Here is a 24,219-nt window from a genome sequence, read left to right as displayed (position 1 = left end):
TTTTTCATTGTTAATTATAGGAATATAAGAAACGGGGATATTGTTTATGAAAGTAAAAAAAACAAAAGTCAGTATATATTCTTCATTCCTTGCCGATAACGAGATTAAGACTCGCCTCTGGGCGACTTTTCCCTAACGGCAAGGAACATATATGTACATACTGCGTAATTTCACCATCCGGGTCGTCATGCTGACGATCCTTGGTATTTTCTGTTTAATGTGGATGGGTGTGGGTTTGTACAGCACCTGGTCTCTTTCTCGTGTCGCTGATGGTAACGAAGTCGATCGCCATCTTGTTCGTCAGATGACGGTGCTCAGCCAGGGCAACGATCAGTATTTCCGCTTTGTCACCCGACTCAGCCGCGCGATGGAGTTGAAAGCCAGCGGCGGCACGCCGGATTTCGCTCCCGTCCAGCAGGCGCTGGATAACATGAGCAAAAATCTGCAAGAGATGAAAACCCTTTCGCCAGGCCCGATGGATCCCGACGTCTCCGCCGCGGTGCTGGCGAGCTGGCAGGATCTCCTCGACAAAGGCGTCACGCCGCAAATGCAGCTGGCGCAACAGGGGACTCAGAGCGCCTGGAGCGAACAGGCAAACAAAGTGACGCCAGTATTGAGCCGGGCGTTTGGTGCCAGTGCGGAACGCTTTAATAAAGCCGCGGGTGTGATGCTTGATCAAACCCGCGTGATGGTGGATAGCAAAACGTCGATCATCCGTACTCTGATCATCGGCGCAGTGATCCTGGGCATTGCGATCCTCTTCTTCACCGATCGCTATCTGGTGACCATGCTGGTGAAACCGCTGGCGCGAATTCGCCAACAGTTTCGCCAGATAGCCCAGGGCGACCTCAGTCAGCCGATTGACGACATAGGCCGCAACTGTGTCGGTCAACTGGTGCCTTTATTGCGCACGATGCAGGACAGCCTGCGCGATGCGGTAAACACGATCCGTTCCGGTAGCGACAACATCTGGCGCGGGGCCACTGAAATCTCCAGCGGCAACAACGATCTTTCATCGCGAACGGAAGAGCAGGCCGCTGCGCTGGAAGAGACGGCCGCGAGCATGGAGCAGCTTACCGCCACGGTGAAGCTGAATGCGGATAACGCGCGTCAGGCCAGCCTTCTGGCTGAGTCTGCATCACGCACAGCAGGTAAAGGCGGTTCGCTGGTGTCTGAAGTGGTCGAGACAATGGACGGTATTTCCGCCAGCTCGAAGCAGATTGCTGAAATTACGACCGTCATTAATAGCATTGCCTTCCAGACCAATATTCTTGCATTAAACGCGGCGGTTGAAGCCGCGCGTGCGGGTGAACAAGGGCGTGGATTTGCCGTTGTCGCCGGCGAGGTGCGTAATCTGGCGAGCCGCAGCGCGAACGCGGCAAAAGAAATTGAAACGCTGATTGCCGAATCCGCTCGCCGCGTCGACCACGGAGCGGTACTGGTGAAGGATACCGGTTCAACGATGGAGGCGATCCTGAGCGGCGTGACGGAGGTCAATACCATCATGAAACAAATAGCCTCAGCGTCGGAAGAACAGAGCAAAGGGATTTCTCAGGTGGGTGTTGCGATTACCCAGATGGATGGCGTCACGCAGCAAAACGCCGCGCTGGTGGAACAGGTTTCTGCCGCCGCTGCGGCACTGGAAAGACAAACGGAAGATTTACAACGTTCTGTGCAACAGTTCCGGTTATCGCAAAATGACACGCCCAATCACCCCGCCAAAAGTGCCGCTCCCGTCGCTCAGCGACGCCAGGCACCCGCTGCGCCAGGTGATGAGTGGGTGGCGTTTTAAGGAACAGTAAAAAAGTCTCTGAACCCTCTGGCCTTTGCTTAAAAGATCGCTATATAATTTATTATATAGCGATTAAGGAGGGGTCATGAACAATCATTTTGGCAAGGGCCTGATGGCCGGATTAAGCGCCACGCAGGCTGACAGCGCTCGCAATGTGGCGGATTTTTGTTCGGATTATAAACGCGGCTTCGTATTAGGATTCTCGCATCGCATGTTTGAAAAAACCGGCGACAGGCAACTTAGCGCCTGGGAAGCGGGGATCCTGACGCGCCGCTATGGGTTGGATAAAGAGATGGTGATGGACTTCTTTCGGGAAAATCAGTCCAGCACCACAATTCGCTTTTTCATGGCCGGCTATCGGCTCGAAGGTTGATCCAAAGGGGGTATTATCTTGCTTTAATTAATTACACTAAATAGCTGTGCCTAATACCGCTACACTTTTGCCTGACCATGTTTTCCTCCGGGGAATGGGCTGGCGGTTTCCATAAAATGGCGGACCTTTTTCAGTAACTGCCACATTGAGCGGCACTGATGATTACGGGTTATCGTGTCATGAAGTGCCTGCCATAGCCGTTCCACATGATTCACCCACGGCGAGTAAACCGGCTGGTAAATTACCCTGAACTTGGGATTTGCTTTCAACCAGCGCTGTGTTTCGCGGCTTTTATGGATAATGTAGTTATCAACGATCAGCGTGATTGTTTTCGCCCGCCGGTAAGTGGCTTTCAGGTGCTTCAGCAGAGCGATAAACAGCGCTGAACTTTTGCTGTTGCCGCCCACGTAGCTGACTTTACCCGTGCCACTGTGCAGTGCGCCGGCCAGATAGTATTTTTCGTTCTGCCCCGGCGTCACTACCCGTTTCTGCTGTCCGCGCAACTGCCAGTCCGCACCGATTTTAGGATTAAGGTGGATATCCACTTCATCTTCATAAAATACCGGATGCTCTGCGCTGCATTCATCCAGCGCTTTGTGGATTACCGCCATCTTTTCATCTTTATGTGGGTCACGGATACGCAGAGTTGGCGCGGCCCTGCGCCATACAAGCCCCGCAGATGGCAACCAGCGGCGAACGGTTCCTGCATGTAACTGGCAACCGGTTATCTCATTGATTTTTATTGCCAGTAATTCGGTGCTCCAGCGTGAACGTTGATAACCAAAATCGCCGGGAGAATGCTTTATCAGCTCACGTAACAGGGTGCAGATATGTTCAAAAGGCCAGCGTCGGGAGCGCCCTGCGGGTAAGGATTTCAGGCCTTCAATACCTGAGTGCGTAAACCAGTTAATCCAGCGACCAACGGATGAACGGGCACAACAGAGAGTTCTGGCAACATCGCTGACCCGTTCACCCCGATGAAGCATCAGCATGGCCGTGAGTCTGCGGGCATGATTTTTATCGCGCGTTTTATGAATAGCTTTCTGCATCAGGCGTCGTTCGCCACGGGGTATTGGTGCTATGATCGGCATCGCTCAGTCCGGTTGGTGGTTTTGGTTGGTTTGGCGATTGATCAGATCGCACAATCCGGGCTGAGTTCCCTTTCAGTGATCTACTATTCCGCGCAGCTATTTAGCCACTACTCCCTTCGTTTTGTTATTCCCTCGCAGTATCATAGGCTACATAACCATAACAAAAGTGTGGTAAATGGCGCAGCGATCGCAGTTACGGATTTGTGATTGTTGCAAAATAAGAGCCAGGTCTTCGTAACGGAATAACTATAAAATGACTGGAGATAACACTCTCATTAATTCCCATGGCGTAAACCGTCGTGATTTCATGAAGCTTTGTGCAGCACTCGCCGCCACGATGGGGCTCAGTAGCAAAGCCGCCGCCGAAATGGCTGAATCGGTATCCCGTCCGCAGCGCCCACCGGTTGTCTGGATTGGTGCTCAGGAGTGCACAGGGTGTACCGAATCCCTCCTTCGCGCGACCCACCCCACGGTAGAAAACCTCGTTCTGGAGACCATCTCTCTGGAATATCATGAGGTGCTTTCCGCCGCCTTCGGCCACCAGGTTGAAGAGAACAAACACAATGCGCTTGAGAAGTACAAAGGGCAGTATGTGTTGGTTGTTGATGGTTCTATCCCATTAAAAGATAACGGTATTTACTGTATGGTTGCCGGTGAGCCGATTGTGGATCATATCCGCAAAGCGGCAGAAGGTGCGGCAGCGATTATCGCTATCGGTTCCTGTGCTGCGTGGGGCGGCGTCGCCGCTGCCGGCGTGAACCCGACCGGTGCAGTTGGCCTGCAGGAAGTTCTGCCAGGTAAAACCATTATCAACATTCCAGGCTGCCCACCGAACCCGCATAACTTCCTGGCGACAGTCGCCCATATCATCACCTGGGGCAAACCGCCGAAACTGGATGCGAAAAACCGTCCAACCTTTGCCTATGGCCGCCTGATTCACGAACACTGCGAACGGCGTCCACACTTCGATGCCGGTCGCTTTGCGAAAGAATTCGGCGATGAAGGTCACCGTGAAGGCTGGTGCCTTTACCACCTCGGCTGTAAAGGACCCGAAACCTGGGGCAACTGCTCCACGCTGCAATTCTGCGACGTTGGCGGCGTATGGCCAGTGGCGATTGGTCATCCTTGCTATGGCTGTAACGAAGAAGGCGTTGGTTTCCATAAGGGCATTCACCAACTTGCCCATGTGGAAAATCAGACACCGCGCTCCGAAAAACCTGATGTGAACATGAAAGAGGGCGGCAACATCTCTGCCGGCGCTATCGGGTTGCTTGGCGGCGTTGTCGGTCTGGTGGCCGGTGTCAGCGTGATGGCGGTACGTGAACTGGGGCGTCAGCAAAAGAAAGATAACGCTGACTCACGGGGAGAATAACCGTGAACAGACGTAATTTTATCAAAGCAGCCTCCGGCGGGGCGTTGCTGTTAGGCGCTGCGCCGTCTATCAGCCACGCGGCTGCAGAAAATCGCCCGCCCATCCCCGGTTCTCTGGGTATGTTGTATGACTCGACGCTGTGCGTGGGCTGTCAGGCCTGTGTGACCAAGTGTCAGGATATCAACTTCCCGATGCGTAACCCTGAAGGGGCGCAGACCTGGTCGAACAACGACAAACTGTCACCGTATACCAACAACATCATTCAAGTGTGGCGTAGCGGTACAGGCGTGAATAAAGATCAGGAAGAGAATGGCTATGCATACATCAAAAAACAATGTATGCACTGCGTCGATCCCAACTGCGTCTCTGTCTGCCCGGTTTCCGCACTGAAAAAAGATCCGAAAACCGGCATCGTTCATTACAACAAAGACGTCTGCACTGGCTGCCGTTACTGCATGGTTGCCTGTCCGTACAACGTGCCAAAGTACGACTACAACAACCCGTTTGGTGCGCTTCACAAATGTGAACTGTGTAACCAGAAAGGCGTTGAGCGTCTCGATAAGGGCGGCTTGCCAGGCTGTGTTGAGGTTTGTCCTGCCGGTGCGGTTATTTTTGGTACCCGCGAAGAGTTGATGGCCGAGGCGCAAAAACGCCTGGCGCTGAAGCCTGGCAGTGAATACCACTATCCGCGTCAAACCGTGAAAACGGGCGATACCTACGTGCATACCGTGCCGAAGTACTATCCGCATCTTTACGGTGAGAAAGAGGGCGGCGGAACGCAGGTGTTAGTACTGACCGGGGTGCCTTACGAGAATCTGGATATGCCGAAGCTGGATGAGATTTCAACCGGCGCGCGTTCCGAACATGTTCAACACACCCTGTATAAAGGCATGATGCTACCACTGGCCGTGCTGGCGGGCTTGACCGTGCTGGTTCGTCGTAATACCAAAAACGACCATCACGACGGAGGAGACGATCATGAGTCATGATCCTAAACCGCTGGGCGGCAAAATTATCAGCAAACCGGTCATCATCTTCGGGCCGTTAATCATCCTCTGCATGCTCCTTATTGTGAAGCGTCTGGTATTTGGATTGGGGTCTGTCTCCGATCTGAACGGCGGTTTCCCGTGGGGCGTCTGGATTGCCTTTGACCTGTTAATCGGCACCGGCTTTGCCTGTGGCGGTTGGGCGCTGGCGTGGGCGGTATATGTCTTCAACCGGGGACAGTACCATCCGCTGGTGCGTCCGGCGCTGCTGGCGAGCCTGTTTGGTTATTCTCTGGGTGGCTTGTCTATCACCATTGACGTGGGTCGTTACTGGAACCTGCCGTACTTCTACATTCCGGGTCACTTCAACGTGAACTCGGTTCTGTTCGAGACGGCGGTCTGTATGACCATCTACATTGGGGTGATGGCGCTTGAGTTTGCCCCTGCGCTGTTTGAACGTCTGGGCTGGAAGGTGTCGCTGAAGCGTCTGAACAAGCTGATGTTCTTCATCATCGCCCTCGGCGCGCTGCTGCCAACCATGCACCAGTCCTCCATGGGCTCGCTGATGATCTCGGCAGGCTATAAGGTGCATCCGCTGTGGCAGAGCTATGAAATGCTGCCGCTGTTCTCGGTATTGACCGCCTTTATTATGGGCTTCTCGATCGTCATCTTTGAAGGTTCGCTGGTTCAGGCTGGCCTGAGAGGAAACGGTCCGGATGAGAAGAACCTGTTTATCAAGTTGACGAACACCATCAGCGTGATGTTGGCGATCTTTGTCGTTCTGCGCTTTGGTGAACTGATTTACCGGGACAAGCTGTCATATGCCTTTGCCGGCGATTTCTACTCAGCAATGTTCTGGCTTGAAGTCGTGCTGATGGTCTTCCCGATAGTGGTGCTGCGCGTGGCGAAACTGCGCAATGACTCTCGTATGCTGTACCTGTCTGCGCTCAGTGCGCTGCTGGGTTGTGCTGCATGGCGTCTGTCCTATTCGCTGGTGGCATTTAATCCAGGTGGTGGCTACCACTACTTCCCGACCTGGGAAGAACTGTTGATTTCTATTGGTTTTGTGGCTATTGAGATTTGCGCTTACATCGTACTCATTCGTCTACTGCCGATACTTCCTCCTTTAAAACAAAACGATCACAATCGTCATGAGGCGAGCAAAGCATGAGCCAGAGAATTACTATTGATCCTGTAACCCGTATTGAGGGGCACTTACGTATCGATTGCGAAATCGAAAACGGCGTTGTTTCAAAAGCATGGGCTTCCGGCACCATGTGGCGCGGTATGGAAGAGATCGTGAAGAATCGCGATCCTCGTGACGCGTGGATGATTGTGCAGCGTATTTGCGGCGTTTGTACGACAACGCACGCGATTGCCTCCGTTCGTGCGGCAGAAAGCGCGCTGAACATTGACGTTCCGGTTAACGCCCAGTATATCCGTAACATCATTCTGTCGGCGCATACCACTCATGACCACATTGTGCACTTCTATCAGCTCTCGGCGCTGGACTGGGTGGATATCACCTCTGCGCTGAAAGCCGATCCGGCAAAAGCGTCAGCGATGCTGAACGGCGTGTCGACCTGGCATCTGAACAGCGCGGAAGAGTTCACGAAAGTTCAGAATAAGATCAAGGACCTGGTTGCCAGCGGCCAGTTGGGGATTTTCGCCAACGGTTACTGGGGACACCCGGCGATGAAACTGCCGCCGGAAGTGAACCTGATCGCCGTTGCTCACTACCTGCAGGCGCTGGAATGTCAGCGTGATGCCAACCGCGTGGTGGCGTTGCTGGGCGGTAAAACACCGCACATCCAGAACCTGGCGGTGGGTGGCGTTGCCAACCCGATCAACCTCGACGGCCTGGGCGTACTGAACCTGGAACGCCTGATGTACATCAAGTCCTTCATCGACAAACTGAGCGACTTCGTTGAACAGGTCTACAAGGTGGATACGGCGGTGATTGCCGCGTTCTATCCGGACTGGCTGGAACATGGTAAAGGGGCGGTTAACTATCTGGCTGCGCCGGAATTCCCGACCGACGGTAAGAACGGCAGCTTCCTGTTCCCGGGTGGCTATATCGAAAATGCGGATCTGTCGAGCTATCGCCCGATCTCCTCTCACTCCGACGAGTACCTGATCAAAGGGATTCAGGAGAGCGCCAAACACGCCTGGTATAAAGACGAAGCCCCGCAGGCGCCGTGGGAAGGGACGACCATTCCGGACTATAACGGCTGGTCAGATGACGGCAAATATTCATGGGTGAAATCCCCAACGTTCTACGGTAAAACCGTCGAAGTGGGACCGCTGGCGAATATGCTGGTGAAACTGGCCTCCGGACGTGAGTCCACGAAGGCAAAACTGAATGAAATCATTGCGATTTATCAGGCGCTGACCGGTAAAACGCTGGAAGTGGCGCAGTTGCACTCCACGCTGGGGCGTATTATTGGCCGTACCGTTCACTGCTGTGAACTACAGGGTATCCTGCAGAGCCAGTACAGTGCGCTGATTGCCAACATCGGTAAAGGTGACCACACCACGTTCGTGAAACCGAATATTCCGGCGACGGGTGAATTTAAAGGCGTCGGTTTCCTTGAAGCACCGCGCGGGATGCTCTCTCACTGGATGGTGATTAAAGACGGCATTATCAGCAACTACCAGGCGGTAGTACCGTCAACCTGGAACTCCGGTCCGCGTAACTTCAACGATGACGTCGGTCCGTACGAACAGTCGCTGGTAGGCACGCCGATTGCCGATCCGGAAAAACCGTTGGAAGTGGTACGTACTATTCACTCTTTCGATCCTTGCATGGCGTGTGCAGTGCATGTTGTTGACGCTGACGGGAACGAAGTTGTCTCTGTAAAGGTTCTGTGATGCGGATTTTAGTTTTAGGGGTCGGCAATATTTTGCTGACCGATGAAGCCATCGGCGTTCGTATCGTTGAAGCCTTAGAGCAGCGATATGAATTGCCGGATTTCGTTGAAATCCTTGATGGCGGTACGGCGGGCATGGAGTTGCTCGGCGACATGGCAAACCGGGATCATCTGATCATTGCGGATGCCATTGTCTCGAGAAAAAACGCCCCGGGTACGCTGATGATCCTGCGGGATGATGAGGTGCCGGCGCTGTTTACCAACAAGATCTCCCCGCATCAGCTGGGCCTGGCCGACGTTCTGTCGGCCCTTCGCTTCACCGGTGAGTTCCCGAAAAAACTGACGTTGATTGGCGTCATTCCGGAATCGCTGGAGCCGAACATTGGCTTAACGCCAACGGTTGAAGCGATGATTGAACCTGCGCTTGCGCAGGTTCTGGCCGCGCTGCGTGAGTCGGGCGTTGAAGCGATCCCACGGGAGGTAACGCATGTCTGAGGAGATCTCCGGGTTCCAGACGGCTCCAAAGGCACAGGTTCAGGCCGCGTTTGAAGCGATTGCGCAGCGTTCAATGCACGATCTGTCCTTCCTGCATCCTGATATGCCGGTGTATGTCTCTGACTTTACCCTGTTTGAAGGGCAGTGGACAGGATGCGTGATTACGCCGTGGATGCTGAGTGCGCTGATTTTCCCCGGGCCAGACCAGCTCTGGCCAGTGCGTAAAGTCAGTGAAAAGCTCGGGCTGCGTCTGCCGTATGGCACGATGACGTTCACCGTGGGCGAGCTGGACGGCGTATCGCAATACCTCGGCTGTTCCCTGATGTCGCCGCTCAATCACAGTTTGTCGGCACAGGAGGGTGTGCGTCTGGCCGATGACTGCGCGCGGATGCTGTTGTCGCTGCCGGTCAGCGATCCGGATGCGCCGCAGACAAGCCGTCGCGCATTGCTGTTCGGGCGTCGGGGCTTACAGAATGCATGAGCTGTCTCTTTGTCAGAGTGCGGTTGAAATCATTCAACAGCAGGCTGAACAGCATGGCGTAAAGCGCGTCACCGGCGTGTGGCTGGAGATTGGCGCGCTGTCCTGTGTTGAAGAGAGCGCGGTTCGTTTTAGTTTTGACATTGTCTGCCAGGGGACGGTGGCGCAAGGCTGTGAATTGCACATCGACTACAAACCGGCACAGGCATGGTGCTGGGATTGCAGTCAGGCAGTTGAAATCACTCAGCACGATGCACAGTGTCCGCGTTGTCATGGCGATCGTCTGCGTGTTGATACCGGCGATTCGCTGAAAGTGAAAAGTATTGAAGTTGAATAACCCGTGATGTGACATGGGGCGGAGTCAGATATGTGTATAGGCGTTCCGGGCCAGGTTCTGGCCGTCGGTGAAGATATTCACCAGCTTGCGCAGGTGGAAGTGTGCGGCATCAAACGTGATGTGAATATTGCGCTAATCTGTGAAGACAGTCCTGCACAACTGGTCGGGCAGTGGGTGTTAGTGCATGTGGGGTTTGCGATGAGCATCATTGATGAAGAAGAAGCCAAAGCCACGCTGGATGCGCTACGCCGTATGGAGTACGACGTGACCAGCGCCTGATAACCCCTGATGACAGTCTGTTAAGTGTTCTTTCATCGCTGTATACTTAATTATACACCGAATGCGAGGATACACTCATGCTTAAATTCTTACGCCAGCTCTCCCTGCTGGCGTTACTTTTCCCTCTCCCCTTCATGGCGCAAGCCGACCGTACCTTTACCGATCAAATTGGCCGCCAGGTCACCGTGCCGGATAAGGTGGATCGCGTTGTGGTGCTCCAGCATCAGACGCTCAATCTGTTGGTGCAGATGAATGCGACCGACAAAATTGTCGGCGTGATGGCGAACTGGAAGCAACAACTGGGTGATGGCTACGCGCGACTGGCGCCGGAACTGGCCCAGAAAACCGCGCTGGGCGATTTAACCCACGTGGATCCGGAACAGCTGGTGGCGCTGCACCCGCAGGTCGTGTTTGTCACAAACTACGCGCCGCAGGAGATGATCGACAAAATCAGCAGTCTCGGCATTCCAGTGGTGGCAGTCTCTCTGCGCCATGACGCGGCAGGGGAACAAGCCAAACTGAATCCGACCATGGCGGATGAGGAACAGGCTTACGAGCGGGGCTTGCGGGAAGGGATCACGCTTATCGGCGATATTGTTAATAAACCGCAAGAGGCGAAAGCGCTGATTGACGCCACCGATAAAGGACGCAAGCTGGTGAGCGATCGTTTGCAGGCGATCCCTGAAGATCAACGCGTTCGCGCCTATATGGCCAACCCGGATCTGACTACCTACGGTTCAGGAAAATATACCGGCCTGATGATGGCGCACGCTGGGGCGCTGAACGTTGCGGCCTCAACCGTTAAGGGCTTCAAACCGGTGGCGATGGAACAGGTGATTGCCTGGAATCCGCAGGTCATTTTTGTGCAGGATCGCTATCCAAAAGTGGTTGATGAGATCCTGCAAAGCCCGCAGTGGCAGGTGATTGATGCAGTGAAAAATCATCGTGTTTATCTGATGCCTGATTACGCGAAAGCCTGGGGTTATCCGATGCCGGAAGCGATGGGGATTGGTGAACTGTGGATGGCGAAAAAGTTGTACCCCCAGAAGTTCACGGACATTGATATGCGCAATGTGGCGAATGAGTGGTATCAGCGTTTTTATCGCACCGACTATCAGGGCGTTGACTGATGCGCATCCTCGCTGCGGGGAGTCTGCGTGCGGTATGGCAGTCGCTGATGGCCTGTTTTCAGGAGAAGGATGTGCTTTGTGATTTTGGTCCGGCGGGGTTGCTGCGCGAACGGATTGAAGCTGGCGAGCCCTGTGACTTTTTTGCCTCGGCGAATATGGCGCATCCACAAGCGCTGCTGGACGCCGGTCGTGCACAATCCGTGGCTCCCTTCGCGACCAATCGCCTGTGTCTTACCGTGCGGGCGGATGCAGTGCGAGAAGGCGATGACTGGTTATCGCTGTTAACGCGTCCGGACCTGCGGATTGGCACGTCGACAGCGGGATGCGATCCGTCCGGTGATTATACGCAGCAGCTTTTTTCACGGATGGGCGATGCGGGAACGCGCGCCCGGGAACGGGCGGTGGCGCTGGTCGGCGGCAGAGATACGCTTCCCCTTCCGGCGGGAAGTCTGGCAGCCGAGTGGTTAATCAGCAATGATGACACCGATGTCTTCATTGGATATGCCAGCTATGCCCCGAGGCTCAGACTGATTGAGACGCTGACGGTGGTAGAAATACCGGAGCCATATAATCCGGTCGCGGAGTATGGATTTGCCTGCCTGAGTGACAAGGGAAAGCCGTTCGCCGATTTTTTGTTATCACCTGAGGCGAGATTAATTCTTTGTCAGCATGGATTCGCCTGACTGTCAGAGGGCGGCATCAGCGTATGATCAGGCCTACGGTTGGAATAGGGTAGGCCTGATAAGCGCAGCGCCATCAGGCAGCATTATGCCGGATGGCGTTTATCTTCGGTGTTTGTGTCGAAATCACCGGCGTCATGACGTTCATGAAGCTGCTCATTCAACGGCCCGTTGGTACGATTCACAATCCGCCCGCGTTTAACGGCCGGACGTTCAGCGACCTCTTTCGCCCAGCGCTGCACATTTTTGTAGCTGCCTGCGTCAAGGAATTCCGCCGCATCGTACACATTGCCCAGCACGACGTTGCCAAACCACGGCCAGATAGCCATATCGGCAATGGTGTACTCATCGCCCGCCACGAAAGCGTTATTCGCGAGCTGCTTATCCAGCACGTCCAGCAGGCGTTTGGCTTCCATCGTAAAGCGGTTGATCGCGTACTCAATCTTCACCGGTGCGTAGTGATAGAAGTGGCCGAAACCGCCGCCGAGGAAGGGCGCTGCGCCCTGGAGCCAGAACAGCCAGTTCAGGGTTTCCGTACGTTTTGCGCGATCCTGCGGCAGGAAATAGCCAAACTTTTCCGCCAGATACAGCAGGATCGATCCCGACTCAAACACGCGCACCGGTGGATTCTGCGAATGATCGCGCAATGCCGGGATCTTCGAGTTCGGGTTAACCTCCACAAAGCCGCTGGAGAACTGATCGCCTTCGCCAATGCGAATCAGCCACGCATCGTATTCCGCGCCGCTCACTCCCTGCGCCAGCAGTTCTTCCAGCATGATGGTGACTTTCTGGCCGTTCGGTGTGCCCAGTGAATAGAGCTGAAGCGGGTGCTTACCGACGGGCAGCACTTTGTCGTGAGTTGAACCGGAGATCGGACGGTTGATGTTGGCGAATGCACCGCCGCTGGATTTTTCCCACGTCCAGACTTTCGCGGGCTGATAAGTGTTATCTGACATGTTGACCTGCCTTCTGAGTGGTTGTGTTGAAGCAGTGTAGCAGGTCACCACCCGCGCATTTAACAGATTGGCACATTTACGCCTGGCTATTTTTTGTTGTTGCGCGCGCTCCCGCTGCGTTGAGGTGTATGATGGTCGGCGGTGTAGAGCAGGCAAGCAGAAGCTGCTCAGCTGTATAGTTTTGAGGTAAGGTGCATGAGCAAAGGAACGACCAGTCAGGATGCCCCGTTCGGGACATTATTGGGCTATGCCCCCGGTGGTGTAGCGATCTACTCTTCAGATTACAGCTCCCTCGACCCACGGGACTATGACGATGATGCTGTATTTCGCAGCTATATCGACAATGAATATATGGGCCACAAATGGCAGTGCGTTGAATTCGCGCGCCGTTTCCTCTTCCTGAATTATGGTGCGGTGTTTACCGATGTCGGTATGGCGTGGGAGATCTTCTCGCTGCGTTTCCTGCGCGAAGTGGTGAACGACAACATTTTGCCGTTGCAGGCGTTTCCTAACGGATCGCCCCGCGCGCCGGTCGCCGGGGCGTTGCTCATCTGGCAAAAAGGCGGTGAATTTAAAGACACCGGCCACGTCGCGATTATTACTCAGTTGCTGGACAACAAAATCCGCATTGCCGAGCAGAATGTCATTCACACTCCGCTTCCTCCCGGACAGCAGTGGACGCGTGAGCTGGAGATGGTGGTGGAAAATGGCTGCTATACCCTGAAAGACACTTTTGACGACACCACCATTCTGGGCTGGATGATCCAGACCGACGATACCAGGCACAGCCTGCCGCAGCCGGGGATCGCCAATGATTCGCTGAAGATAGGCGCGGCAAGACTGGAAGAAAAGGGTCAGTTTGACGGCAAGTGGCTGGACGAACAGGATCCGCTGCAAAAAGCCTATGTAACGGCAAACGGTCACGTGATCAATCAGGATCCATACCAGTATTTCACGATTACAGAGAGTGCCGAGCAGGAGTTGATCAAAGCGACCAACGAGCTGCATCTGATGTATCTGCACGCCACAGACAAGGTGCTGAAAGATGATAACCTGCTGGCGCTGTTCGACATTCCCAAAATCCTCTGGCCGCGTTTGCGTCTCTCCTGGCAGCGTCGCCGCCACCATATGATCACCGGTCGTATGGATTTCTGTATGGATGAGCGTGGGCTGAAGGTGTACGAATACAATGCCGATTCCGCTTCGTGTCATACCGAAGCGGGGCTAATCCTCGAGCGCTGGGCGGAGCAGGGCTATAAAGGGCAGGGGCACAACCCGGCAGAAGGACTGATTAACGAGCTGGCAGGAGCCTGGAAACACAGCCACGCGCGTCCTTTTGTGCACATCATGCAGGATAAGGATATTGAGGAGAACTACCACGCGCAATTTATGCAGCAGGCGCTGCATCAGGCCGGGTTTGAAAGTAAGATCCTGCGTGGGCTGGATGAACTACGCTGGGATGATGCTGGTCAGTTGATTGACGGCGAAGGACGCCTGGTGAACTGCGTCTGGAAAACCTGGGCATGGGAAACGGCCATTGAGCAGGTGCGTGAAGTCAGCGAAACCGAGTATGCCGCTGTGCCGATTCGTACCGGGCATACCGATCAGGACGTACGGCTGATTGATGTGCTGCTGCGCCCGGAAGTGCTGGTCTTTGAGCCACTGTGGACGGTGATCCCGGGTAACAAAGCGATTCTGCCGATCCTCTGGCAACTTTTCCCGCATCATCGTTACCTGTTGGATACTGATTTCATCGTCAATGATGAACTGGCGCAAACCGGGTATGCGGTGAAACCGATTGCCGGTCGCTGTGGTAGCAATATCGATTTGGTCAGCCATCAGGAAGAGCTGTTGGATAAAACCAGCGGGAAATTTGCTGAACAGAAAAACATTTATCAGCAGCTATGGTGTCTGCCAAACGTTGCCGGTAAGTATATTCAGGTGTGCACCTTTACCGTCGGTGGAAACTACGGCGGCACCTGTCTGCGCGGCGACGAATCGCTGGTTATTAGGAAAGAGAGCGATATCGAACCGCTGATAGTACTGAAGGGGTGATCCCTTCGGCTATTTCGCGTAAGGAACTAAAGACCGCAATGCGTAGCGTTGCGGTTTCTTTTTACCGTGGTGTCCGGACATGGCCTAAGCGATAGCAGTTTCGCTCACAACGTCTTTTACCTGATGCAATTCATGCTATTTTCCGTAGAATATTCATCGGCACCCATCCAATATCATTATCTGTAAGCCGTCGACACCATAGCCAGCCATTCAGCGCTTTTATTGCCTGAAACTCATCACCCTCATTCACGTCAAGCTCTTTCGCAGAATAGTCCTCTTTTGCCACCCCATGATCCGACTCGGCACGTCGTTCAATCAGTTGTTCAGGAACCCACCCGCCTGCATGACCCGACGCTATACAAAAACACCAGTTATCCCATCCTTCATTACCCTCATATCTTTCCCCAACAATAAGCGGGGTTCCTCTTGTGAATGTGATAGGATCTGGATATTCGCTTCGATGTTGCCCGGTCGCGATAAAAAATATTTTTTCGTCCATTTATCTTTCTCCTGATTACAGTTATGTTTCCAGGGGCATTAAATTTTTTCTGTCCATACAGTACAGGTGAATATCATATTATTATAAGGCATAGTAAATGATCACAGTCACTAAAATAGCGATTGCCAATGTTGTCATGTTAAATGAATGACAAATAGATGGAAAATAAATAGATGAAAGAGAAATTAATGAAAGAGTAATTAATTGCAATAAGGCTCATTTATCTATATCGATTTTGTCTGATCCGGAGAGTGGATTTGCATCAATGTATCCTGAAGGGTTTGAGGTGAATGATCCTAACGATTATCTCTGAAACAGTAAGTGTTTAATCCGCAATTTATAAACTCTCGCTGAGGTTTAATTCCGCTTTGATTATATTCAATCCGGTTTCCATGATCTCACAGGAAAGATGTGCATAACCCAAAATTATTTTACTTTGATGTTTCCCCTTTAACATGGAGTGTTTTTCCACAGGAACAACATAGACACCTTTTTCTTGCAATCGTTGAAGGGTTTTTTGCGTAAAAATAACACCATTAAATTCTGCCACAACATGCATCCCGGCCCGATCGCCGTGTATTTTAATATTTTCTCCAAAATATTTATGTAAGAGAAAAAGTAACTGTTCTCGTCGTTTCCTATACTCTTTTTTCATTCGTCGGATATGACGTTCAAGTTCTTTACTTTCGATGAAATGCATCAGCGTTAGTTGGGTTATTGAATTTGAATGATGATCCGCTAGTCGTTTAATTTCCCGAATTCTGCTTACAAGATGACGCGGGACTACAAGATAACCGAGGCGTATAGAAGGGAACAACACTTTACTAAACGTGCCAGAGTAAATCACATGCTGTGGATCAAGTTCAAATAATGAATTGGCAGGTGAACCCTCATAAGTGAATTCACTATCATAGTCATCTTCTAGTATCAAACAGTCATTCTCTCTGGCGAATTTAATCACTTCCAGACGTCTTTTGATGGGTAACCTCCCCCCCATTGGAAATTGGTGAGATGGTGTCATAAATATCAATGTAGGGCTATTGTTCTTGAAAAATAAGCAAGGTTGTATACCATCCTTATCGACTTCAAAAGGCGTGATATTATTCGTGTGATAAGAAAATATCTGCCTGACATTGTCGTTAGTCGGATTTTCAATCCAGATTTCACTTTGTGCATCAAGCAGACATTTTGCCACCAATGTTAAACCTTGTTTCGTTCCGTTGGTAACAATAATCTGGTCCGCACCACAGACGATGCCTCGTGTGCGTTGAAGATATTTTCTGAGTACTTCTCTAAACTCTGACCTACCTTGAGGATCATCGTAACCTAATGCAGATATCGGCGCCTCTTTTAGCGCTTTTGTTGCCGCTTTACTCCATTTTCTTTTGGGAAATAAATCTAAAGCAGGAAGCCCACTGTCAAAGTTAATCGCATTCGTGGGTATTGATATATCTGACAACGAGGCGGTACAACTATCACTAACCTGTAAGGGGTGTTTCTTAGCAATAATGTCTGAACTGACAAAAAAACCAGACCCGGGCTTACTCACGACAAGACCTTCTGAAATTAACATTTCATAAGCCGTCAATATTGTATTTCGTGAAACAGACAAATTTTTAGAACACTCACGTGTTGATGGAAGTTTTTCTTCAGTACGTAAGTTACCAGAAAGTATCTTTTCGCGTATATCCTTGTAAATATTTTTTGAATAAGAATGACCATGAATTCTATCAAACTTAATGTATAGCATTCGAACTTTCCCCAACTGGTTCCATTAAAATTTGCTCAAACTGGTACTTCTTGAAAACGGTTGTCTGTGGTTAACTTTCATCTGGAATAGTCTAAAGTGTTAACTTTAAGTAAACGGTCATGGATAATACTGAGAAAATAGATCAACGAGCATGGCACTACGTAAACCTGATATTCCTGATGCAGATAGTTGGCGCATCCTCTTCCCCAATTATCATTTCTTTAGGAGGCATGGTGGGTGCAAAGCTTTCAAGCACGCCTTCTTTAGCGACATTGCCCGTTTCACTTTATAGCATAGGGATGGCGCTAGCAACCTTGCCTGTTGGCTACTTAATTGCTCGTTTTGGCCGGCAATCTACTTACCTGATGGGGGCGCTGATTGCTGCTATTGGAGGGCTTTTTGCAGCCTATGGCGTTTACAGCGCTTCTTTTCTGAATTTCTGTATTGGTGCAGTCCTGGCGGGAGGCTACGGCGCCTGCGTACAAAATTACCGTTTTGCAGCTATTGATTATCTTCCTGGATGGGCACATCCAAAAGCGATTTCTCGGGTGATGCAGGGGGGACTGGTTGCTGCTGTATTAGGGCCGCAGCTGGTTATTTTGGGACAGGACATTTTGGACGTTCCTTTGGTCGGCAGTTTTCTCAGCCAGTCCGTGCTGGCACTCATCGCTATAATTTTGATTTTATCTGTGGGCCGGTTGACGACAGGGCTTGTTGTACCTGAAGAGGATAAAATCACGGAGCAAAGCGAAAGACAGGAAAATAACGTTCCCAGGCAACCAAGAACAATTCTGCAGATTATAAAAAGTTTCCGCTTTATTGTCGCCGTGACTGCCGGATTAACATCTTATGGTTTGATGATGTTTATGATGACGGTAACGTCGATGGCTATAGTCGACGCCGGTCATTCAATCAATCATGCAACGTTGGGCGTACAGTGGCATATTTTAGCGATGTATCTCCCCAGCTTTTTTACCGGTAAGATCATGACCCGCTATGGTAAGTTGCCTGTCACCATACTTGGTTTTCTAATTATTGCTCTCTCAAGCGTTTGTTATTTTATCGGCAACAGCGTATTCATTTTTTGGAGTGGATTTGCGTTACTGGGGCTGGGCTGGAACTTCAGTTTTATTGGCGCGACCGCGTTGGTGACAGAGTGCTACCATGCAAGTGAGCGCAGTAAAGTACAATCATTGAATGACCTGCTGGTTTTTGGTGCCTCTGCTATCGCCTCGCTGATATCCGGACAGTTGTATCACTCTCTCGGTTGGATAAACCTCAATTGGCTCACTTTTATTCCTATTGCGCTTGCAGTATTGCTCTTGTTGAGGCTTTCAAAGAAAGGACTCGCGGGTCAGGATTAACCCCTGTGTTCAGGACACTGAACGACGTATTGTCGACTTCCGATCGGTGTTAGATTAGATTCCGGTGAACTCAATTGACAGGAGCTACTGCTCCCGAAGGCCAGCCCCTGTAACGGTGGCAGTGCATCTGGGCCCTCTTCCAGTTAGTAGGATCACGGCTGTCACGGAACGTTGAAAATGAGATTTCCGGATACTGACCAGAGGCTAGTGTTTTCTCTTCCCCAGGGTGACAATAACGCAATTATCAGTATCTGTAACCGTTAGAATGGCGAGGAAGAACATATTGCCGGTGTCGCCTTTTTTGTCGAGGTTTACGTCGGTTTGGTGCTCCGGCTTTTCGCGTCAGTCAGCGCTATAACAGGAGAGTCTGAGTGATGTGAGGGCAACAAATTATCGAATCAGCCTGTATACTCGTTTGTACCCGCATAAGCGACTTATTGTGGGTCGAAGTAGATAGCGTACGGTGGAATTGCGTTAGATGTGAAGCATAGATTCTGGCGGGATTAGAATGCAAAAACGGACCTCCGTGAAGGTCCGTTAATATAAATTAGTGGTGCCCGGACTCGGAATCGAACCAAGGACACGGGGATTTTCAATCCCTGTGACAAAATGTTAAATTCCATAGAAGAATGATCGGTATTTGTTGAATCGCATCCTGATTAATTTTCAGGTGCTAAAATGCATTTACAATCAATCGATTATCCAACGTTGGGTGTTAAGCCTCGTATTATACCTGTTGTTTCCACTAAGGGGGGCGAGGGTAAGTCTACTCAGTCAGCTAATCTTGCAGGATTTCTGGCCGATGCAGGTATCAAAACACTTCTGATTGATGGCGACCATGCTCAGCCAACGGCCAGCAGTATATTCCCGCTTGAATATGAAGCCCCTGGTGGTTTGTACGAACTGTTGATGCAGACAGTTGATCTCTCAAATCCCGATAATCTGATCTCCCGTACGTCGATCAATAATCTGGACATTATCGTTTCCAACGATCCTCGTAATTTTCTCCCAACTGCAATGCTGAATGCGCCTGATGGGCGAGTTCGCCTCCGAAATGCTCTTTCACATCCCCTTTTTAATTCATATGGCGTGATTATTGTCGATTCACAAGGCTCACGGTCAGTGATGTCTGAGTTAATTATCCTGGCCTCCACCGGAACCATGGTGGGTATTGCCAAACCGATTCTTCCTGATGTCAGGGAGTTCATGCGCGGAACAGTCGCGCTGATGGAAGAATTGCTGCCTTATTGTGCGTTTGGCATTCAGCTTCCAGTCACAAAATTGCTCATCAACTGTATGGAATACGACAATCTGTCTGTTGAGACCCTCGCTGAAGTCAAAGCGATCGTTGAAGATAAACGCTACAGCGCCCATGCAGACAAAATTCATATCGACCTGCTGGAGACATGTATCTATGACCTGACTGTCTATGTTCTTGGGCATGTTAAGGGCGTACCGGTACATCGTCTTGAAAAAAATACCCGACGTAAAAGCGACTCAGCGTTTACGTCAATGTATCAATTGGCTTGTGAACTTTTCCCAGAGTGGAAAACGAATTTTGATGCGTTAGCTAATGCGGGGGGCGAGGAATGACCTCTAACAACCGCAGAAATGTTTCGGGGCTGTTTTCTCAGGATGCTGAGCAGAGCGTCATTGGTGGCCTGATGCTGGATAACGACTGCTGGGATGAAGTGGCGCTCCGTCTCGATACCGATGATTTTTATTTCAAGGTTCACCAGGTCATCTTTCATGAAATGGCGCGTCTGGTTGCAGCAGGGCGTCCGATTGACCTGATCACACTTGCTGAGAGCATTGAAAACCGTGGTAAGGATGCGCTTGAGCAACTTGGCGGATTCGCCTATCTGGCCGAACTTTCAAAAAATACTCCAAGTGCGGCCAATATCGTCGCTTACTGTGACATTGTTGCCAGGTACAGCCAGGGGCGACAGTTGGTCGCCATTGGTGCTGAGATAACCGAAACTGTTAAGGCATCCGGTGCTGATATCGGGGCGGTGATGGAAACCGCAGAGCAAAAAATTACCCGGCTGGCAGAACGTTCAGAACCACAGCAGGCCGTGACGCTGCTTGACGGCATGGAAAAACTCCTTACAGAGCTGGAACGTCGTTGCAATGTGCCCGATGGTATTACTGGTACGCCTACGGGATTTGAAGATTTTGATGCCATGACCAGCGGGCTGCAGGCAGCTGATCTGATACTTATAGCAGCAAGGCCTTCAATGGGGAAAACTGCCTTTCTGATCAGCCTGATTTTGAATTCACTTCTGAAAAAAGCCGATACACATGCGCAGTTTTACAGCCTTGAGCAGCCCACCGAGCAGATCCTCATGCGTATGGTCGCTTCACTTGGCAGTGTAGATTTAACACATTTAAAAAATGGCCAGATGGATGATGAGGACTGGGCGCGTGTTTCAAACGCGTCTTCACTATTGATGGGTGACCTTAAAGACCGCCTCATCATAGATGACACTGGCTCATTGACCCCCGCCATGCTCAGAATTCGCGCCCGTCGTAACGCCCGCCGTTATGGTCACCCTTCAGTCATCGGTCTTGATTACCTGCAACTGATGCGTTGTCCGGATCAGGAGAACCGCACACAGGAAATTGCTGAAATCTCGCGGTCACTCAAAGCGCTGGCGAAAGAAATGGGTTGTCCGGTTGTTGCCCTTTCGCAGTTGAATCGTCAACTAGAGAGTCGTGCTGATAAACGGCCGAACAATGGCGATCTTCGTGATTCCGGTGCCCTGGAACAGGATGCTGATGTAATTGTCTTTATCTATCGTGATGAGGTCTATCACGAAAACACTGAAGACAAGGGGGTTGCTGAAATTATTGTCAGCAAACAGCGTCAGGGACCGATTGGTACGATCCGACTGCAATACGAAGGCCGTTATACGCGTTTTTCTGCTAACCCTGGTCATACCGGGAGGTTTGCATGAGCAACGTCCGTAGTCTTAACCTTGGCGACGCCATGTTGCAGCGTGGAAAATCACCGGCTCAGGCTGCTGATAATAATACTCCCACCGTTACCCAGCCAGTAAACGAAATGGCAATGGTTCTTACCCTTGACCAGCTTCGCCCGAATCCGGATAACCCGCGCAAAGGACGCAATCCTCGTTTTGAGGAAATTAAAGCTTCCGTCCGTGCACGAGGATTGGATTCGATTCCAAAAGTGACCCGTGATCCGGATGGTGATGATGTTTATATCTTTAGTGACGGGGGAAATACCCGGTATCAGATACTCTGCGATCTCTGGCAGGAGACTGGTGATGAACGTTTTTATCGCGTTCACACGATCTTCAAACCCTGGCCTGGACGTCTAAAATGTCTGGTTGGTCACCTGGCTGAGAATGAGGTCAGGGGGGATCTTACCTATATAGAAAAGGCATTCGGTGTTCATAAAGCGCGTGTAATTTATGAAGAGCAACTGGGCCGGAGTGTTACCTTACGAGAACTTTCGGATCTGTTGGGTAAGGAAGGTTATCCTATTGATAACTCCAGCGTAAGCCGGATGGAAGATACGCTTAATTACCTGTATCCACATATGCCCCAGTTGCTTGAGAGTGGCATGAGCCGTGGTCAGGCAACACCACTCCTGAGCCTTCGTTCTTCAGCTATGAAGGTCTGGAAATCTTTCAGCGGTGACGTAAACCCAGAATGTTCTCTTGATGATGTGTTTGGTGCAGTTTGCCGGTGTTTTGATGAACCTGAAAGCTATGCCCTTGATATTTTTAGGGATGAGTTTATCGGTCAACTGGTTAAGGCTCTTCCCCATCCAAGCCTGAATTATGACCGCTGGTTAATTGAACTTGATCCTCGTGAGCAAAAACGCAGGGAACAGTTTGGCGAGCCGCCTCCACTGCCAGCACCTACACCCGCGTCTGAACAGTCAGGTGGTCGGGAACGCACAACACCACCAGTTACGACTCTGCCAGCAGATACTTCATCCCAGCCCCCTGTTACTGGTCTGCGTAGCGGTACGCTGACTACTCCAGGGCGTCCGGAAGCTGTACCAGAACTTCAGGACAATACTGCACTTCCCGGCGGTATGTCTGTTGGAAGTGAGCCGCGTCGTGAAGTTCAGAATGACCTGTTTGGCGGAAATCCTGTGATTACCGGTCAGACAGAGAATCCTGATAACGATGGAGAGTGGCAATTTAAGTCAGATGTTAATGCCAACGCGCTCGTTTCTGCTTTTGGCGAACAGGATGAAACTTCCACACCTTCAGTTAGCTCAGTGGCCTTCGCCGCAACCGGGTTGGAACCGGTCAATGATATCTGGCACATCTCCGCATTACAGGACGACATCGAGCACCTGCAGGATATGGCTTATCGGCTTACTTTCGAAATTGCCGAAGCGATGGGCTGCGCGGACTGTGTTCGGGAGGATAAAGACCATCATTCAGCTGGTTTCTCCATTTCAGAGAACGCCAGCGAGTTTACTCTTTTCCTCGCCGGGCTATCAGGTTCACTGCCTAACAAACAGTTCAATATGTTCATGTTCTGCCTGAATTTTTTTGGCTCTCAGGAACCTGCAGATACTGCCGTTTTCGATGATGTCACTGTTGTAAAAACAATGCGCCTTATCCGCGTTATACGGCGTCTGCGTGAGCTGCAGCGTCTGGCTGTGAAGGGAGGGGAAAATGTCTGAGGACCTGAATGATGAAATGGCTCAGGCCAGTACCGCTATTTTCACCCAGCGCGGCATCGATGCTATCAGGGCAAAAGTGCACTCGTTACGCCCGTCAAAAGAAATTTGTGAGTGCTGCGGCGCGGACATTCCCGCTGCCCGTCAGTTGGCAGTGCCGGGCGTAGAGTTGTGTGCTGCTTGTCAGGATGTGAAGGAGAAGCAGGATGTTCACCGTGCTGCCGGCTGCAGGGGGCTACACCATGTCTGAAACTACAAAAGTGATTGCACGTATCCGGCGACTGATGGCGCTGGGTACCCGGAACAGTAATCCACACGAGGCGGCCCGTGCAGTGGCTCTGGCTCAACGGCTGATGCAGCGTCATGGCCTGACCCCTGACATGCTTTCTCTTCATGATATCCAGGAATCCGTCTGTCAGAACCTGACCAGTAATGCAGAAAAAGTGCCAGCCTGGCTAAGTTCACTCGCAACAGTGGTATGCATGGCCACGGGCTGCCGTTGCTGGTTTGGCTGGCATATTCACACTAGTTGCAGTGGTGTAAAAAGCGTTCGCCGATCTCTGCACTTTTATGGTTTCAGCGGGAGAGCCGAAGTTGCGCTCTATATCTATACCGTTTTACAGCGGCAACTTCGTGCAGACACTGACGGTCAGATTGCCGGATACCGGAAGCGCCGTATTCTTAAGAACACGCTTCGTCGCAGAGCCGATCAGTTTCGTGAAGGGTGGGTATCTGGCGTCTGGCAGGTACTGCAGTCATTCGCGCCTTCAGAATGTGAGAATTCCATGCTTCAGCGCTGGCTTGCCCAGCGTCACACCGGCGACACCCTGGGGACTGTAAACGTCAGGGTGGCCGGTAAATGCCGTGGCGACAGAGCAGCACGCGTAGCGGGCTGGCTCGCGGGGCGGGATACCGAAGTTCATCAAGGCCTGACTGGTGCGCAGGCTCAACAGCAGATTACGGCGGGAGGCTGTACACATGAGTAACATTATTTTATGGAGTGCCTGCCTGTCGGGCTGGCTTTTTGATGTTCTGCTTGTTGCCGA

At 51.5% G+C, this 24,219-nt stretch carries 23 protein-coding genes; 19 read left to right on the top strand and 4 right to left on the bottom strand.

Annotated features, from left to right (window positions below; all coding sequences use genetic code 11):
* Positions 1-151: 151 nt before the first annotated feature.
* On the top strand, positions 152-1,792 hold the full coding sequence (locus GBC03_26910) for a HAMP domain-containing protein (GenBank protein QFS73589.1): 1,641 nt from the start codon (positions 152-154) through the stop codon (positions 1,790-1,792).
* 85 nt (positions 1,793-1,877) lie between these two features.
* Positions 1,878-2,165, top strand: coding sequence for a DUF2623 family protein (locus GBC03_26905; GenBank protein QFS73588.1), 288 nt, complete (start codon positions 1,878-1,880; stop codon positions 2,163-2,165).
* A gap of 59 nt (positions 2,166-2,224) precedes the next feature.
* Here GBC03_26905 and GBC03_26900 read toward each other — a convergent pair whose 3' ends face one another.
* Positions 2,225-3,256 (bottom strand): IS630-like element ISEc33 family transposase, encoded by a 1,032-nt coding sequence (locus tag GBC03_26900; protein ID QFS73587.1) that lies wholly within the window; start codon positions 3,254-3,256, stop codon positions 2,225-2,227.
* A gap of 253 nt (positions 3,257-3,509) precedes the next feature.
* Between GBC03_26900 and hybO the strand changes: the two genes are divergently transcribed.
* The 10 genes from hybO to GBC03_26850 all read left to right on the top strand — a co-directional run bounded on the left by hybO (position 3,510) and on the right by GBC03_26850 (position 11,886).
* Positions 3,510-4,628, top strand: coding sequence for a hydrogenase 2 small subunit (gene hybO / locus GBC03_26895; protein QFS73586.1), 1,119 nt, complete (start codon positions 3,510-3,512; stop codon positions 4,626-4,628).
* Positions 4,629-4,630: 2 nt separating this feature from the next.
* Entirely contained in the window at positions 4,631-5,617 is a 987-nt protein-coding gene (gene hybA / locus GBC03_26890; GenBank protein ID QFS73585.1) for a hydrogenase 2 operon protein HybA, read from the top strand.
* Positions 5,607-6,785 (top strand): Ni/Fe-hydrogenase cytochrome b subunit, encoded by a 1,179-nt coding sequence (gene hybB / locus GBC03_26885; protein QFS73584.1) that lies wholly within the window; start codon positions 5,607-5,609, stop codon positions 6,783-6,785. The genes hybA and hybB overlap by 11 nt, the downstream gene beginning before the upstream one ends.
* Complete coding sequence (hybC, locus tag GBC03_26880) at positions 6,782-8,485, top strand: hydrogenase 2 large subunit (protein ID QFS73583.1); 1,704 nt, start codon at positions 6,782-6,784, stop codon at positions 8,483-8,485. Before hybB ends, hybC begins: the two co-directional genes overlap by 4 nt.
* Positions 8,485-8,979, top strand: a complete 495-nt coding sequence (locus GBC03_26875) for a HyaD/HybD family hydrogenase maturation endopeptidase (GenBank protein QFS73582.1) — start codon at positions 8,485-8,487, stop codon at positions 8,977-8,979. The genes hybC and GBC03_26875 overlap by 1 nt, the downstream gene beginning before the upstream one ends.
* On the top strand, positions 8,972-9,460 hold the full coding sequence (gene hybE, locus GBC03_26870) for a hydrogenase-2 assembly chaperone (protein ID QFS73581.1): 489 nt from the start codon (positions 8,972-8,974) through the stop codon (positions 9,458-9,460). Before GBC03_26875 ends, hybE begins: the two co-directional genes overlap by 8 nt.
* Positions 9,453-9,794 carry a hydrogenase maturation nickel metallochaperone HypA gene (gene hypA, locus GBC03_26865; GenBank protein QFS73580.1) on the top strand — a complete coding sequence of 114 codons (342 nt, stop codon included), beginning with the start codon at positions 9,453-9,455 and terminating at the stop codon, positions 9,792-9,794. The genes hybE and hypA overlap by 8 nt, the downstream gene beginning before the upstream one ends.
* A gap of 30 nt (positions 9,795-9,824) precedes the next feature.
* Positions 9,825-10,073 (top strand): hydrogenase maturation factor HybG, encoded by a 249-nt coding sequence (gene hybG, locus GBC03_26860; GenBank protein ID QFS73579.1) that lies wholly within the window; start codon positions 9,825-9,827, stop codon positions 10,071-10,073.
* Between the two features lie 77 nt (positions 10,074-10,150).
* Positions 10,151-11,203: an ABC transporter substrate-binding protein gene (locus GBC03_26855; GenBank protein ID QFS73578.1), complete on the top strand. Its 1,053-nt coding sequence runs from the start codon at positions 10,151-10,153 to the stop codon at positions 11,201-11,203.
* Positions 11,203-11,886 (top strand): molybdate ABC transporter substrate-binding protein, encoded by a 684-nt coding sequence (locus GBC03_26850; GenBank protein QFS73577.1) that lies wholly within the window; start codon positions 11,203-11,205, stop codon positions 11,884-11,886. The genes GBC03_26855 and GBC03_26850 overlap by 1 nt, the downstream gene beginning before the upstream one ends.
* Positions 11,887-11,969: 83 nt before the next feature.
* On the opposite strand, the gene yghU is transcribed toward GBC03_26850, so the two are convergent.
* Positions 11,970-12,839, bottom strand: a complete 870-nt coding sequence (gene yghU / locus GBC03_26845; protein ID QFS73576.1) for a glutathione-dependent disulfide-bond oxidoreductase — start codon at positions 12,837-12,839, stop codon at positions 11,970-11,972.
* A 195-nt stretch (positions 12,840-13,034) separates the two neighbouring features.
* Here yghU and GBC03_26840 point away from each other — a divergent pair, with 195 nt between their 5' ends.
* Positions 13,035-14,894, top strand: coding sequence for a bifunctional glutathionylspermidine amidase/synthase (locus GBC03_26840; GenBank protein QFS73575.1), 1,860 nt, complete (start codon positions 13,035-13,037; stop codon positions 14,892-14,894).
* A gap of 130 nt (positions 14,895-15,024) precedes the next feature.
* Here the strand turns inward: GBC03_26840 and GBC03_26835 are convergent, their stop codons facing one another.
* Together GBC03_26835 and GBC03_26830 are read right to left on the bottom strand one after the other, a co-directional pair.
* A complete protein-coding gene (locus tag GBC03_26835; protein ID QFS73574.1) occupies positions 15,025-15,393 on the bottom strand; it encodes a hypothetical protein in 369 nt (122 codons plus the stop codon).
* A gap of 337 nt (positions 15,394-15,730) precedes the next feature.
* Positions 15,731-17,143 (bottom strand): aminotransferase class I/II-fold pyridoxal phosphate-dependent enzyme, encoded by a 1,413-nt coding sequence (locus GBC03_26830; GenBank protein QFS73573.1) that lies wholly within the window; start codon positions 17,141-17,143, stop codon positions 15,731-15,733.
* Positions 17,144-17,262: 119 nt separating this feature from the next.
* Here GBC03_26830 and GBC03_26825 point away from each other — a divergent pair, with 119 nt between their 5' ends.
* The 6 genes from GBC03_26825 (at position 17,263) to GBC03_26800 (ending at position 24,159) form a co-directional block, all read left to right on the top strand.
* On the top strand, positions 17,263-18,507 hold the full coding sequence (locus GBC03_26825; GenBank protein QFS73572.1) for an MFS transporter: 1,245 nt from the start codon (positions 17,263-17,265) through the stop codon (positions 18,505-18,507).
* Positions 18,508-19,215: 708 nt separating this feature from the next.
* Entirely contained in the window at positions 19,216-20,100 is an 885-nt protein-coding gene (locus GBC03_26820) for an AAA family ATPase (protein QFS74141.1), read from the top strand.
* Positions 20,097-21,464: a replicative DNA helicase gene (dnaB, locus tag GBC03_26815; protein QFS73571.1), complete on the top strand. Its 1,368-nt coding sequence runs from the start codon at positions 20,097-20,099 to the stop codon at positions 21,462-21,464. Before GBC03_26820 ends, dnaB begins: the two co-directional genes overlap by 4 nt.
* Entirely contained in the window at positions 21,461-23,176 is a 1,716-nt protein-coding gene (locus GBC03_26810; GenBank protein QFS73570.1) for a hypothetical protein, read from the top strand. Before dnaB ends, GBC03_26810 begins: the two co-directional genes overlap by 4 nt.
* Positions 23,169-23,423, top strand: coding sequence for a TraR/DksA family transcriptional regulator (locus GBC03_26805; protein ID QFS73569.1), 255 nt, complete (start codon positions 23,169-23,171; stop codon positions 23,421-23,423). The genes GBC03_26810 and GBC03_26805 overlap by 8 nt, the downstream gene beginning before the upstream one ends.
* Positions 23,416-24,159, top strand: coding sequence for a DUF2786 domain-containing protein (locus GBC03_26800; GenBank protein QFS73568.1), 744 nt, complete (start codon positions 23,416-23,418; stop codon positions 24,157-24,159). Before GBC03_26805 ends, GBC03_26800 begins: the two co-directional genes overlap by 8 nt.
* Positions 24,160-24,219 lie beyond the last annotated feature (60 nt).

The organism is Citrobacter telavivensis, from assembly GCA_009363175.1.
Lineage (GTDB): Bacteria > Pseudomonadota > Gammaproteobacteria > Enterobacterales > Enterobacteriaceae > Citrobacter_A > Citrobacter_A telavivensis.
This window is presented reverse-complemented; position numbering and strand designations above follow the sequence as displayed.